The organism is Helicobacter sp. T3_23-1059, assembly GCF_053654515.1.
Map to the genome: position 1 here is coordinate 41614 of NZ_JBSIUV010000003.1, position 14693 is coordinate 56306.

15 protein-coding genes are annotated in these 14693 nt (G+C 37.4%); 12 read left to right on the plus strand and 3 right to left on the minus strand.

What is annotated here, in order from left to right:
* Positions 1-4: 4 nt before the first annotated feature.
* On the plus strand, positions 5-352 hold the full coding sequence (locus ACWIX0_RS01435; RefSeq protein WP_454171310.1) for a RidA family protein: 348 nt from the start codon (positions 5-7) through the stop codon (positions 350-352).
* A gap of 16 nt (positions 353-368) precedes the next feature.
* Here ACWIX0_RS01435 and ACWIX0_RS01440 read toward each other — a convergent pair whose 3' ends face one another.
* A complete protein-coding gene (locus ACWIX0_RS01440) occupies positions 369-1484 on the minus strand; it encodes a Cj0069 family protein (RefSeq protein WP_454150780.1) in 1116 nt (371 codons plus the stop codon).
* Positions 1485-1909: 425 nt separating this feature from the next.
* On the opposite strand from ACWIX0_RS01440, the gene ACWIX0_RS01445 reads away from it, so the two are divergent.
* From ACWIX0_RS01445 to ACWIX0_RS01480, 8 genes are all read left to right on the plus strand, one after another.
* Positions 1910-2413, plus strand: coding sequence for a hypothetical protein (locus tag ACWIX0_RS01445; RefSeq protein WP_454171312.1), 504 nt, complete (start codon positions 1910-1912; stop codon positions 2411-2413).
* Between the two features lie 21 nt (positions 2414-2434).
* Complete coding sequence (locus ACWIX0_RS01450) at positions 2435-3430, plus strand: tetratricopeptide repeat protein (protein WP_454171314.1); 996 nt, start codon at positions 2435-2437, stop codon at positions 3428-3430.
* A gap of 66 nt (positions 3431-3496) precedes the next feature.
* Complete coding sequence (locus ACWIX0_RS01455; protein WP_454171315.1) at positions 3497-4081, plus strand: hypothetical protein; 585 nt, start codon at positions 3497-3499, stop codon at positions 4079-4081.
* Positions 4082-4394: 313 nt separating this feature from the next.
* A complete protein-coding gene (locus ACWIX0_RS01460) occupies positions 4395-4850 on the plus strand; it encodes a hypothetical protein (protein ID WP_454171317.1) in 456 nt (151 codons plus the stop codon).
* Positions 4851-4872: 22 nt separating this feature from the next.
* On the plus strand, positions 4873-6510 hold the full coding sequence (locus ACWIX0_RS01465; RefSeq protein WP_454171319.1) for a hypothetical protein: 1638 nt from the start codon (positions 4873-4875) through the stop codon (positions 6508-6510).
* Between the two features lie 11 nt (positions 6511-6521).
* Positions 6522-7088: a hypothetical protein gene (locus ACWIX0_RS01470; protein ID WP_454171321.1), complete on the plus strand. Its 567-nt coding sequence runs from the start codon at positions 6522-6524 to the stop codon at positions 7086-7088.
* 414 nt (positions 7089-7502) lie between these two features.
* The gene (locus ACWIX0_RS01475; RefSeq protein ID WP_454171323.1) at positions 7503-7790 is read left to right on the plus strand and encodes a hypothetical protein; all 288 of its coding nucleotides are present in this window, start codon (positions 7503-7505) and stop codon (positions 7788-7790) included.
* Positions 7787-8077: a type II toxin-antitoxin system YafQ family toxin gene (locus ACWIX0_RS01480; protein WP_454171325.1), complete on the plus strand. Its 291-nt coding sequence runs from the start codon at positions 7787-7789 to the stop codon at positions 8075-8077. Before ACWIX0_RS01475 ends, ACWIX0_RS01480 begins: the two co-directional genes overlap by 4 nt.
* Positions 8078-8239: 162 nt before the next feature.
* Here the strand turns inward: ACWIX0_RS01480 and ACWIX0_RS01485 are convergent, their stop codons facing one another.
* The gene (locus ACWIX0_RS01485) at positions 8240-9061 is read right to left on the minus strand and encodes a ribonuclease HII (protein ID WP_454171327.1); all 822 of its coding nucleotides are present in this window, start codon (positions 9059-9061) and stop codon (positions 8240-8242) included.
* The gene (locus tag ACWIX0_RS01490; RefSeq protein WP_454171329.1) at positions 9062-10561 is read right to left on the minus strand and encodes a CCA tRNA nucleotidyltransferase; all 1500 of its coding nucleotides are present in this window, start codon (positions 10559-10561) and stop codon (positions 9062-9064) included.
* Positions 10562-10793: 232 nt separating this feature from the next.
* Here ACWIX0_RS01490 and ACWIX0_RS01495 point away from each other — a divergent pair, with 232 nt between their 5' ends.
* From ACWIX0_RS01495 to tyrS, 3 genes are all read left to right on the plus strand, one after another.
* Entirely contained in the window at positions 10794-11036 is a 243-nt protein-coding gene (locus ACWIX0_RS01495; protein WP_454171331.1) for a DNA-directed RNA polymerase subunit omega, read from the plus strand.
* 154 nt (positions 11037-11190) lie between these two features.
* Positions 11191-13338: a RelA/SpoT family protein gene (locus tag ACWIX0_RS01500; RefSeq protein WP_454171333.1), complete on the plus strand. Its 2148-nt coding sequence runs from the start codon at positions 11191-11193 to the stop codon at positions 13336-13338.
* Between the two features lie 101 nt (positions 13339-13439).
* A complete protein-coding gene (gene tyrS / locus ACWIX0_RS01505; RefSeq protein ID WP_454171437.1) occupies positions 13440-14678 on the plus strand; it encodes a tyrosine--tRNA ligase in 1239 nt (412 codons plus the stop codon).
* Positions 14679-14693: the final 15 nt, after the last annotated feature.

The window sequence follows — 14693 nt, forward strand, 5'->3', positions numbered from 1 at the left end:
AATAATGATACAAAGATATGAGCAAAATCATCGCCTAAGTCAGCTTGTAGTGTATGGCAAATTTTTTGAAAGCTCTGGGCAAGTGAGTGAAAATCATCATCTAAGCACCGCAGAGCAAACAAAGGAAATTTTAGACAAAATAGATTCTATGTTAAGCGCAATCAATGCGAGCATATCACATATCACAAGAGTGCAAATTTGGCTAAATGATATGAATGATTTTGATGAGATGAATGAAGTGTATGAAAAGTGGCTAGAAAATAGCCCAAAGCCTGCTAGAGCCTGTGTAGGCTCTAAACTAGCAAAAGGCTATAAAATCGAAATCCAAATATTTGGGTATCTATCGCATTAAGCATTTTAAGGCTTATTTACGCCTTTTTCTCGCTTACGATTTCTACGATATTGTCCCCCACCATTAGCGCGATTTTTTCCATAAATTCCGCAGGGCTTGTAAATCCTACGCACGAGCAGTTTATCTCGCCTAGCACATATTTATCCTTGCCTGCAGAATCTGTATCGAGGATAAAATCCGCCGTCCAAATGAGTGGCAAGTCATAGTTGCCAAGCTTTTGGCGAATCTCAGGCAACTGCGCTAAAAACCAATCAATCAAACTCTGCCAATCTTTTGGCTCATCATAGCGGTATTTCGCTCCGCTAAAGAGTGTCGCAGAGAACGCATCTCCGCCTTCAGCTGGCTTTTTATGCACGACATACACAGGCGTTTTATACAGCATTAGGATTCTAATCTCGCCCTCTTTAATGCGTGGCAAAAATGTCATATCCACAAGCATTCCATTATCGCCCTTTAGATACGCTTCACAAAAATCCATAAACTCGCCTAGTTGGCGGTTTTCGCTATGGTTGTCTTTGGCTTCCGTGCAGATGATTTTGGTATCAAGAGGTAGCGAATCCACCTTGCCATATTCGCTAGAAGATTCTAGACGCACGCGCCAGATTCCCTCGCCTGTGGAGCCACGATTTTGCTTTAGCACGCGCTCGCCCTTTGCTAAAGTTTTGGGGAAATTTTTCTTAAAGTCGTGCTCGCCACCTGCTTCCCATTTCACGCCGATTCTCGCTGCTTCGTTTGGCTCATAATACGCTAGCGTATCTGTTGGCACAAGCTCGGTATTGCGGAGCTTGGTAAGCGCGTCTTTTGCGCCATAGCCTATCATCGCATCAGGGTGAGGCATACCCACTAGCCCCGCATCACAGAGTTTGCGAAGCACATCAAAGTAGAGTTTTTCCTCTTTTAAGTTGCCCGGATTCACACGCGAGACATAGCCATCAAACTTGCCTTTTGCTTCCTCATAGATTTTATTGCGCGCAGATTCATCGCGCAAAATCTCATCGGTAAAAAAGATTACCTCTGCATTCCAACCCTTTGCTTTAAGCGCATTTACCATAGGCATCGTGTCTTTACGATACCCATCAGGTCCTTTGTCGCTTCCGCCCTTTGCTTCAAAAAATACAATGCTCTTTTTCATTTTATCTCCTTTAAGTAGATTTTGCGTTTGGTGTCGCCACACTTGCGTTTTTAAGTCGCTAGCACTTTTGCTTGAGCTAGTGGATTTGCGTGGAGCAATGATTTTTCCACAAATTCAAGCGTTTAGGATTTTAGCGAAAAAATAGAAATATTCTCTCAAATAACGACTTTTTGGGATTTTGCAAAATCAGCAAAAACATATCTGGTAGGCAATATCAAAACATATTTGGTGCAAAAAAATAAGGAAATATTAGCAAGCAACATAAATTTTATAAAAATGTTTATTTGCAAATGCGTATTAAAACTTTGTTTTTTTTTTTTTGTAGCATAGCCTTTGTTAAAAATTTGGCGAAAATTTTATACATTACTAAGATTTTCCTAAGTTTTGTAAGCACAAAGCAAAATCTACAAAATAAGGATTGCAAAATGTCAATAAAATTTGATACACACGCTAGAGGACAACTGCAAAAAGCATTAGGAATATTTTTTGACCGTAGCAATAAAAATCAACAAACAACAAAGGGTTTATGTCCCTCACAGATTGATTCTACTATCAACAATTTTTTAGGCGAATATGGTTACTTTGCAAAATGCTCCTTTGGCAGTGGGTGTATGACAAATGACCCATACATAGTGTTTATACGAAGCGATACGCCAAATATCAAAGCTAGTCGTGGCGTATATTGCAGAGTGTGCTTTCATAAATGCAACACAGAATCTAAAAAAATAGAAGTAAGCATAAACACTTCTTATAAGGAATCATTTATTTTTGTAGCAAAGCAACAAGTGCAAACATACAATGAAAAAAACTATCAAGACGCATATTTCCCTTACCCAAATTACGATATAGAAGCGATTATTGCTAAATTAGAGCAGGATTTGGAGTGGTTTTCTAAGCTAGATATTGCAAATATAAAATCTATAAACTAAAATCCACACAAGGGAGTAAAAATGTCAAAAAGAAATCATATATTTTTTTGGATTTTGCCTATTATCATCTTTTCGGGCTGTGCTACAAACCCGTTTGCGAAGTTTTATACTTCTCACATAGACAAAGAGCAAGTAACCCAAATGAAGCAAGAAAAATCCTACCCCACACTAAAAGAACTAGGCTTTGTAAGCAGAGTAAAAAATATTGGCTTACTACAAATTGCAAACGACAAGTTTATAAAAGCTGGCTGTTATCTCATTGGAGAGTCGCATTTTAGTGGTGAGCTAAACGATATATACAATGCAGAGATAAAAGCAAAGCGCGTAAAATCAAATCTTTTTGTCGTCTATGCAGAGTATTCACACACTACTCATTGGCAAGAGACTAGAATGGAAGTCGTGGGAATGTCTAGCACACATAGCGCATCAAAAACAAAAATATTTGGTTCTTATGTGTTTGGTAGCACGAATACTACTACCACGCATATTGCCCCTGTTACGCGTGAGTATAGCGCAGATATTTACAATCAAGGTGCGACATATTATCTATGTCCAAATGAAGAAGAAATGGAAGCAAATGAGCAAAAAGAGCAAGCATTACTAGCAAAAGCGTGTAGTAGTAAAAATTATGAAGCGTGTTTAATGTTAGGGAATTATTATCATTTATATTATGATGACCCAGATTCTACTAATACGATTAAATATTGGAATCTAGCTTGCGATAAAGGCAACATAGCAGTCAAATCAACTGCCTGCTACAATTTAGGTGTTTTGTATTCTAATGGAGAATCAATCAATGCAAACTTGCGACTATCAGCGCAATATCATAAAACCGCTTGCGCTCTTAATTACGCGCTATCGTGTGTAAATTTGGGGGTGTTTTATGAACGCGGTGTAAGCGTGCGACAAAGCCTATTAGAAGCGAAAGAGCATTATGGCAAGGGCTGTGATTTGGGAGAGGAAATTGGCTGTGAGAAGTTTAGAGAGCTAAATGAAAAACGCATAGAATTGCAGTAGTTCTGCGTTTGTATATTATCTAGCTTAAAATCTATGAATAAAATCTAACAAAAATAAGGAGATAAAGTGAAAACATTAGTAGTTGCGTTTATGTTGTGCGTATCGTTTTTGGCGAGTGCAAATCCTTCGCAAACAAATAAAAGTCAAATAGATGAGAATTTGAAAATGCTAGATTTTGTTTTGGAGCAAAAAGGATTTTGGAGTTGTATTGAAGGGATGATGAAATTTCTTAGAGTGCAAAATGCGATAAATACTCCAACTTCGAGTGGCACTTATGACGACTTTAGAAAACAAAAATATATGAAAGAAAAGCAAAAATATATGGACGATATAAAAATCGAAAAAGAGCTTTTATCGCTAGGGAAAAGCAAACAAGAAGTCGATAATGACATAAAAAAGATTTTGCAAAAAATAAAAATATTAGACCAAGAATTTGAGCAAGAAGAGCAAAATGAAAAAGATGATAAGGATTTTGCAAGGCTTGTTTATGCGCTAGATAATTTCATATCTCAAATACCGCAAGGAAAAACCGTATTTGACTTAAATTATCAACAAAAAGTGAAAGCTTTTGGCATTTTATCAAACATAGCAAAACATAAGCGATTAGAAAAAAATATTGAACTAGGCTGTATGCTAAATAATGTGCAATAAAACTGCTTGCAGATTCTAAAATATCTCAAGCAATTTAAGCTAAGTTTTTACTTATCGATTTTTTTTATCACTTTTTGTCATTTTTGTAGCACTCATCGCGCTTATTCTGCGTTTTGTGGATTTAGATTTTGCCCATTTTTGTGATAAAAAACCAAAAATATCTTAGATTTTTTCATTTATTGTGTTTTCATTTACTATTCATTCAGGGGGGGGGGGCTAGTATAATGCCTTGTTTATCTTGCGTTTTTTATGCAAAATTTCACCAAATAAACGCAAGATTTTGCCAAAGGCTTATATTTGTATCGGGGAATCTATGAAGCAAACTAATCACGCACACCAAAGCACGCTCCACACAAAATCTATTTTTGTCCTGCCTTATCTTGCACTTTCTATTTGTGTATTTTGTCTAAATGCCTGCGATGATGTGCAAAGCGGGCTTTCCTCCCATCTCTCACAAAGCACAAATCCTACTCCCAAAGATATAAAAACAGAATTTGAAAAGCAAATAGCTAGCAAGCTAGAAATAATGCTCCCCCTGCTAGAAAATGGCACGCCTATCCCGCCCTCTGTGGCGAAATGTATCGCAAAAGATAGGGCTTCAAAATTTAGCGATGTCGAAATCGCTTTTATTATGGAATCCTCTTTTGGCGAGCAAGAGATAAGCACCCGACTAGACAAAGACTCTCTAAACAAACTATATTCTAAGCTAAATTCGCTAGAAAATCTTATCTCTTTCCCACCGCATTGCTATGAAAATCTAGTCAAATAAACCCCAAAACAAAGGAGCTACAATGACACAAAACACGAAAACGATAGAAACGGAAGTTGCAAATTGGCAGAGGCAAGATTTTGACACAATGGCAGATGAATTGGAGATTTTCTCTAAAAAAGAGCAACTACGCATAGAGATAAATAGTGGGCTAGAAGAGGCGATGAAAGACCTTGAATCGCTAAAATCTAAACTCCCTAAAAATCAAACTGCGACTTTGTTAAATCTATGCAAAGATAATGTTTTGCAAACGATTGAAGGGCAGTTTGGCTTGGCAAGTCTTGTGATTACTTCAAAAGATGGTGGCAATGTAACCACAGCGCATAATTTTGAAAAAGGTGTGGTAGCTACAAAGGCAGATGAAGCAAAATATCAAGCATACAAGGCAAGCAAAGAGGACAAATGGAGCGAAGTGCGCAAAAATGCAGGATATGATGAGCCACTACCACAAATGCGAAAAAAGGCATTTCAAACGCAAGATAAAATCATTGACGCATATTCGGGCAAGGAACTACCAAAAGACGGCAGGGCGCATTTAGACCATATCGTCTCTGCAAAAGAAATAGAGTCAAATGCCAAAGCGCATTTATCTTTGAGTGTGGAGGAAAGGGCAAAAATCGCCACAAATGACAAAAATCTAGCGTGGAGCGAAGCAAGTTCAAATCAATCCAAAGGCGACAATAAAATGAGCGAATGGATAGATAAACACGATAAAAAGACAGGGCAAACCAAAGGCGAAAAATACGGCATAGACAAAGAAAAAGCCTTGCAAAAGGACAAAGAAGCTAGAAAATATGTCTATAATGAGATTGATACCGCTACGCTTAAAAAATATTCTAGTGAGTTACTAGCCACAGGTGGCAAAGACGCAGCAAAAATGGCAGCTTATTCGGCTATCGGCGTGATTTTGCGTGAGCTTGTGGCTGGACTTTTTGATGAGATAAAAGCGACTTTTAAAAACAAGGGCGAGAGTTTGAAAGAAATTTTTAATCGATTCAAAGAGCGATTAAAAAAGATTTTGGCAAATATCAAAGCAAAATGGAAAGAGATTGTGGGTGGCTCGATTGAAGCTGGGATAATGGCGTTTTGCTCTAATATCGTAGTATTTGTGATAAATCTATTTTTTACCACATTGAAGCGTGTAGTTTCTGTGATTCGCGCTGGGTTTGTATCCATAGTTCAAGCAGTAAAGATTTTGGCAAATCCGCCCAAAGATATGTCAAAAGATGAAGTGGGATTTGCCGCGCTAAAGATTCTAACCACAGGACTTATAGGGGCTTTATCGCTAGGGCTAGCAGAGGGCATAGAAAAACTTTTGCTATCTGTCCCTGTCTTAGCACCGATAATGGCATTTCCCGTGCCTGTGATAAACGAATCTATCGGCACGATTTTATCTACGACTTTATCAGCGATTATCGGCGGACTGCTATCCACAATCGCTATTTATTATATGGATAAATGGGCAAGTGGCGACAAAGAAGCTAAACTGCAAATCCAAATTATGACAAAATCTGGCGAAGTGGTGCAATACAAACTTATACAATCGTGGTTTGTGTTAAAAGATGCACAAGAAGCTGTATATAGTGGCGCAAAAGATACGATGAGTGCGATAGATGATTTGGGCGCAACGCTTAAATCTTTAAAAAGAAATAAAAATTAATGGGGATAAAAATGGCTAACGAATTAGTAACGCAAGAATTAAATGTTGAGGTTTTACCAAAAGATGAGGGCGAATTAAAGGTTATTGCGCAAGAAAAAGCGAATTTTATAATGCAAAATATCAGTCAATTATGCGAAAATCTAAAAGAGGCAAAGGCATTAACTGCTGAAGCGCAATATGTAAAAGGCGATAAAAGACGCTTTATACCATTTGCTGGTGGCAAAAGCAGAGTAGAGAAACAAGCTGATTTAAATACTCGTGCTATAAGATTGCAAGGCGATGCGATTGCGCAATTAGCGGATTTGGTTCAAGATAGTATTAGATTTGCGGCAGCTTCGGCAATGCTAAATCAGCTAATGATAAAGGAATTAGCAAAGAAAACAAAAGAGGGATTTATCAATGTCTATGGCGAAGTTCAGCAAGTAGATGAGGATATGAAAAAACATATACGGCAAATTGAATATGGAATAAAAAGCAATAAACAAAGCACAAATCGTGCGCTATGGATTGTGCTAGGCGTTGGGATTGTGGCGATTATTGTATCTGCCGTTGCTATATTTGTTGTTTTAAAGCAATAACGAAAAGTTGGGACATTAGCGATTCTAGCGTGGATTGCCATTATGCTATCTTTAGCAAGTTTGGGTTTAAATATTTTTAATTTTATAAAATAGCTTGCCATAAAATCATCTGCGTAATAATCAATTTGCACGCAAGTTTTTGGGCTAAATCATTCGCTTAAAACAATTTGCGAAATTAGCCTAAATTTGCCTAAAAAGCGAGTAAAAACAGGTTTAAATCCGCCACAAAACAGATTTAAACCCACCCCCGCACAAATCAAGTCATTTTTATGGCTTGATTTATCACGCATTTTTAGGGATTTTAGATTTTGTTAGATTTTGTGCATATTTGGGCTATTGTTATCATACCTAATGCTATACTTTTGAAATTTATCCATTTGATTATGTTGCATTTTAAAAACAGAGGAAATAACGATGACAACGGCTAATTATAATAATTACAGCGAGCGTAGATTGCTAGATAACCTTGCGAGCACAAGGAATAAAATTACGCTTATCCAAAACGAAAAAAAAGCATTGGAAAAAAAACTGAATGCTTGGCTAGAAAAAGAAAGCAAAATAAAAAAGGCTCTTAAAGAAAAATATGTGCCAAATAAAGAAACTATCAAAGCGATGAAAAAATGCGAAACAATCAGCAAAAACGATGATATAGTCAAGGTAGAAAAAATCGCAGATTATCTAAAAGAGCTTGCACAAAAATGATTAAAGAGATTGTTTCCAAAAATTCATTTAAGCAGGATTTTAAAAAAGCTACAAAGCAAGGTTTTATCAAAGAAGCAGAAATCGCCGAGATTGACAAGATTATTCAGCGTTTGGCAAACAATCAGCCACTAGAGCCAAAACACCGCAATCATTTTTTAAAGCACGATTACGCAGGGTTTAGCGAGTGTCATATCAAACCAAATTTATTGCTAATCTACAAAATAGAAGCTGATATACTCTATCTAACAAGAATAGGCAGGCACCAAGACATATTTAAAAAATATTGATTGATTTTGTATAACCTTCAAAAATGGTTTTTAAAATCCTGCGTTTTTCGCGCTTTTTGTGGATTTGAGATTATTTTAGATTTTGTTAGATTTTTATGATTTTAAAATCCAAATTGCTAGAATCCGTGTCGCTAGATTTTATAATTGCTAGATTTTGGCTTGTTAGATTTTAGTGTCGCTAGATTTTGCAAAATAGCTAAATTGCCTAGAATCGCCACAAACCCTAGATTCCCCACTATCGACAAATTTTACGCAAAAGCTAGCGCGGTGAATAGGCGAGATTCCGTGTTTTAAGATAGCGTTGATATGTGCTTTTGTGCCATAGCCTGCGTTTGTGGCGAAGTCATATTGAGGATAGATTTTGGCTAAATTTGCGCTTTGGGTGTCTTTGGCACATTTAGCATAGATTGACGCACACGAGATTAGCGGGATTTTTTCATCGCCTTTGATTACGCATTCTAGTGTGGCGTTTATGTCGTTTGTTTGGGCTAGATTTATGCATCTTAGAGCGTTTGCCACGCTCGCGCCAAATGTGCTATTGCCATCGAAATAAAATCTAAAATCTTGTGGATTTTGGTTTTTTTGCGGATTTTGTGAATTTTGTTGATTTTGTGGATTTTGCGGATTTTGCAACTGCGTTTTTTGCGCTTTTTTCGCACACAAATCATTTTTAAAATCCTGCGTTATCACACATTTTATTATCTCTTCTAATGCCTCTTTTAAGCACACACTTAAGCCCTTAGAATCAATCTCGCTAGCGGTTTTTTCTACGACAAAATGGCATAAATGCGACATTGTTTCTAGCCTAGATTCTAGCGCGTATCGCTTTTTTTTGCTTAGTTTTTTGCTATCTTTTATGCCCATTTTTATTAGATTTTCATTTAAGCCATTTTTTAGCACTGCTTCTTTGCACGCCACGCCCGCGACAAAAAGCGAGCCAGCCAAGCATCCTCTGCCTGCCTCATCGATTCCACATATTATCACTTATGCCCCTTTGGATTTTAGATAGTTTATTATCGCTTTTTTTAGGGCGGATTGCTCATTTGGGATTTGCTCTTTTATCACGCCTAAAAGCAAAAAATCTAAGATTTTGCCAATGTGTCTGCCCTGTATTTTTTGATTTTGTGGAGCATTTTGAGTTTGCAGGATAGATTTTACCTCATCGCCTTTGATTGCTAGTTGCGCTAAACAAAAGCACTCTTTTATATGTTTAGAATCTACTTTTTGAAAATCCATAATTTGTTGAAAATCCATAATTTGCCTTAACATAGATTTTGCATTTTTTACTTGCGTTTTTTGATTTTTTTTACAACTTTTTTCACAAATAATTTCTAAAAAATCTAGCAAAGATTTTGCCTTTTTTAGCGCGATTTCGCCGTTTTTATCACAATCTTTTAGTAGCATTTTTAGGGCGATTTTTTGTGCTTGTCTATTTTTGTTTGCATTTTTGCAAACGCACTCAAACGCACTAAGCACAAAATCTAGCAAAAAGCAAACGCTTTCAATGATTTCATTGCTATATCGCAGATTTTTTAGAGCAAATTTTGCTTTTTTGCTAGCATTGCTCCCCTCGCCAAAAATCCCATAGCTTAGCACGCTTAAGCGCAAAATCAAATCTTTTGGCGTTTGCTTAAGCAAAGAAATATTGCCTAAAATCTCGCTATTTTTTAAATCCACATTAAAGACTATGCCCACCACCTCGCTAAACTCGCTAAGCACCTCGCAAGCAAAATCCCCCAAAATTAGCTTGCTAAATTCTGCGTTTATGCGTTCTTTTGAGAGAGAATCTAGCATTTTTATATGCGTTTTTATCGCGCTTTTTGTCTTGCGTCCAATCCTAAATCCAAGCGTAGAGCTAAAGCGCAAAGCCCGCAAAATTCGCAAATAATCCTCGCTAAATCGAATATTTGGATTTCCTACGCAAGATATGGTTTTAGATTTTATATCATTTAGCCCGCTAAATGTATCAATTAGCGTGCATTTGCTAGGACTAAAGGCAATGGCATTGATAGTAAAATCTCTGCGAGCTAAATCCTGCATAATATTATCCCCAAATTCCACGCTTTTTGGGTGTCGCCCATCGACATACTCACTATCGTTGCGAAATGTCGTAACCTCGATAAAATCGCTAGATTGCCCATCTTGTCTTGCTAGATTTTGCGTTAAATTTTGTGCTAGATTTTGTTTAGTTTTTTTACAATGTTTTATGGGCGATTTTGAAATGGAGATTGTGCCATAGCTTTTGCCTATTTCTAGGCATTTATGTCCTGCGTTAGTAAAGATTTTTAAAATCTCATTAGGCGTTGCATTTGTGGCGATGTCATAATCTTTTGGCTTTTTTTCTAGCAATATATCTCGCACGCAACCCCCCACCACAAACGCCATAAAGCCATTTGATTCTAGCGTATTTATCGCGCTTAGCACTTCTTTGTCTATGGATTTTACAAATGCGTCTAACAAACTTGATATGTCGTGCAAATCCATAAAAACTCCTGCGCTAAAATCCAAATAAAAATCTAAAAAAGCCTTTGCAACGCTAGTTTAACGCCTAGCAACGCTACACTAAAATCTTAAAATCAAATACGAAATTATAGAGTGATTATCTTTAAGGAATTATCAAATTATAAAGGAATATCAAAGTAAAATCGTTGTATAATACGCGCTTTTAAAGCAACAAAAGCCTAACTAGGCTAATAACCTCACAAAAAGGACACCAATGAGACGAAATGCAAAAAGAAGCGAGGAAATCACAGCAGCTGCGCTAGAGCGGGTAAATAACGACCGCTACATTCTATCAAATATGATTTTTAAGCGCGTAAAACAGCTAAATAATGGTGCTGAAATCCTAGTAGAAGCAAACCCTAGAAAAGAAAAGCTAACTGATATTGCGCTGCGCGAGATAGCCGAGGGCAAGCTAGTCTTAGAGCGCATAGACAACCCAAGCGAAAATCTTTTTTAAGATTTTTGTGCAAGTTTATACAAGTTTCATATAAACTTGCAAACCTCCTAGAATCTTTGATATAAAAATCGTTAATGAAAAATATTTAGTTAGATTCTAAGAGGTTTAGGATTTTGCCTTCGTTTGATATATTTTCATTGTTTAGGAATCCATTTTGGAAATCTTCACACAAATCCAACAACTAAAAACATTTGCTGATGCAAAGGCATTTTTATCCACCCTTTGTAAGATTACGCCAAATATCAAACGCGCTATACTTTGTGCGCAAAGTAGCCACGAGGGGCAGTTTCGCAAAAGTGGCGAGCCTTATATCGTGCATCCTATGTGTGTGGCGTGTTTGGTGGCTTTTTATGGTGGCGATGAAGCAATGGTATGTGCGGCATTGCTCCACGATGTGGTAGAGGATACGCAAATCAATTTAGATAATGTCAAAAATGATTTTGGAGAGGCAGTCGCCCTGCTTGTAGATGGGCTTACCAAAATCGATGAAATCCGCGAAGAAGAGCTAGGCACAAAAAATGCCAACCAAAAACTTGCCATAAGCGCGCTAACTTTTCGCAAAATGCTAATCGCAGCGGTAAATGACCCGCGCGTGCTTGTAATCAAAATCAGCGATAGATTGCATAATATGCTTACCCTAGAGGCACTAAGCGAGGAAAAACGACTGCGAATTTCAAAAGAAACGCTAGTAGTATATGCCCCAATCGCTCATAGACTAGGAATCTCAAGCATAAAAAATGAGCTAGAGGACAAAAGCTTTTTTTATATTTTTCCGCAAGAATATGGCAAAATCCAAGATTTTTTGAAAGATAATAATCAACCCTTAACTTTGCAGTTAAATGATTTTTCACAAACCATTCAAGCGTTGTTATTACAAAATGGCTTTACAGAATCAAACTTTAAGCTAGAATACCGCATAAAACGGCCGTATTCAATGTATCTAAAAATGCAAAGAAAAGGCATAGGCATTGATGAGATTTTGGACTTGCTTGCGTTGCGAGTGATTGTGGGGAGTGTGCTAGATTGCTACAAGGTGTTAGGGATTATTCATAATGAGTTTAAGCCCATAATATCGCGCTTCAAAGACTATATAGCCCTACCAAAAGAAAACGCTTATCAGACCATTCACACCACGGTGTTTGATAAATCACGCGTATTTGAAGTGCAAATCCGCACTTTTGATATGCACAAAAATGCAGAATTTGGCGTGGCGGCGCATTGGAAATATAAAAGTGATGGCTCTATCGCACCAAGCCTAGAGTGGCTACAAAACTTGCAATATCAAAATAACGATATTGAGGAGTTTTATGAGCTAGCAAAAAATGATTTATACCGAGAAGATATAGTCGTATTTTCGCCCGATGGCGATACTTTTAGCCTGCCTTTGGGGGCAGTGGCACTAGACTATGCCTACCTTATCCACACAAAGCTAGGCGACCACGCAAAAGTAGCCTATATCAACAATCAAGAATCCTCCCTGCTTCAGCGACTAAAAAGTGGCGATATAGTGAGAATCCTAAGCGATGAAAAAGAAAATCCAAAATACACTTGGATAGATGCTGTCAAAACCTCTCGTGCTAAAAATCAGCTAAAAATCCAAGCCCAAAATCGCATAAAAGAAGTCGAAAAAAAAGCCGCTATCAATATTTTGGCTACGATTTTTAGCAAAGACCCTGATATTTTTGGGCGATATTTGAGCATAAAAGGGCTTGATAGGGATTTGGTAAAATGTGTAAGCGATGAAAAACACCTAATCGAAGCGTGCGAGAAAATCAAAGATAGCTTTTCGCTCGGCTCAAATCTCTTTGTCAAAATCCGTTTTAATATGCTAGCCCCAAAACAAATAAAACTAGAGAATTTTATCTTTTGTAGCAACCACACCATAAATGGAGTGGGGTTTGACTACTGCTGTCGTCCAAAATATGGCGACTCCATAATGGGCGTGCTAACAAACCAAAAAGTCATAATCCACCACAAGCTATGCGACAAGCTAAATGACACCATAAAAGAAGGGCAACCAATGGTGCTAACCAAATGGGCGCAAATCGATAAGCAAGTCCATAAAGTCATCGTCTCACTAGAGGATAAGCAAGGAATGCTAGCTTTGTTTATCAATACCCTTGCAAAGCAGGGGTGCAATGTGCTAAGTATCAATTATAGTGGGTATAATTCACAAACGGCGTCATATTGCGAAGTGATTTTTGACACAGAAGATAAAAATTACAAAAAAATTAAGGATACACTTAACACAAAATTTAGTATTATTGAATTTAGCAATTTTAAAGACGCCTATAAAGGCTAGATATGCAACACACAAGGACAAAAATGCCAAAAGATTCTAAAATAGATTCTGCTAGCAAGACGCCATTATCTGCGTCATTATCTAAAGAGACTTTGGAGGCTATGGCGGATATAAAGCGCGGGGTTAGTGAGTTTATCGGAGAGGAATATATCGCCTCACTTGTAGAAAAATATTTCCAAAGCAAAAAAGCAAAATGCAAAGATTCTAAAGAGGCGAGGTTTATCGTAAAAGCGGGATTTGATCCTACTGCGCCTGATTTGCATTTGGGACATACGGTGCTTTTAAATAAACTTGCTACTTTTCAAAAATACGGCGGAAGTGTGAAGTTTTTGATCGGGGATTTTACCGCGACTATCGGCGATCCAAGCGGCAAGACACAGACACGAAAACAACTAACCAAAGAGGAAGTTTTGCAAAATGCTAAGACTTATGAGAATCAAGTATTTAAGATTTTAGACCCAAAATATACGGAGGTTTGCTTTAATTCTAAATGGATAAATGAGCTTGGCATAGGTGGGCTAGTCAATCTCACAGCACATTTTTCAGTCGCTAGAATGCTAGAGCGCGATGATTTTACCAAACGATACCAAAATAACCTACCCATTAGCATTATTGAGTTTATTTATCCATTGCTTCAGGGGTATGATTCTGTGGCTTTGCAAGCAGATATTGAGCTAGGGGGGAATGACCAAAAGTTTAATTTACTTGTGGGAAGGGCTTTGCAGAGGGCTTATGGAGTGCCAAAAGAACAATCCATTCTAACAATGCCACTGCTTGAAGGGCTAGATGGTGTGCAAAAAATGAGTAAATCTCTAGGGAATTATATTGGAGTTACGCAAAATCCTAACACAATGTATGCTAAAATTATGAGCATTTCTGATGAGCTGTCTTGGAGGTATTATGAACTGCTTAGTGCTAGACATATCCGCGAAATAGAGGACATAAAGCATAGTGTAGAAAATGGCAAACTCCACCCAAAAGTAGCAAAAGAAATGCTAGCATTAGAGATTACAGAGCGATTTCATAGCCTAGAGCTAGCACAAAGGGCAAAAGAAGAGTTTGATTTAGTATTTGCAAATAAAGAGATTCCACAAGATATTGCAAAATCCACATTTTTGATAAAAGATTGTGAAAATGCGGATTTAAGCGGGGTGTGGATATGTGAGATTCTCGCAAAAAGCGGACTTTGCCCATCTAGCTCACAAGCAAGGCGAGAGATAAAAGCAGGAGCATTAAAAATCAACAAAGAAAAAATCACCGATGAGAATCTAAAACTAGGCAAAGGCTCTCATATTATCCAAGTAGGCAAACGAAGATTTTTAAACGCCATTATCAAATAACCACAACAAAGGACT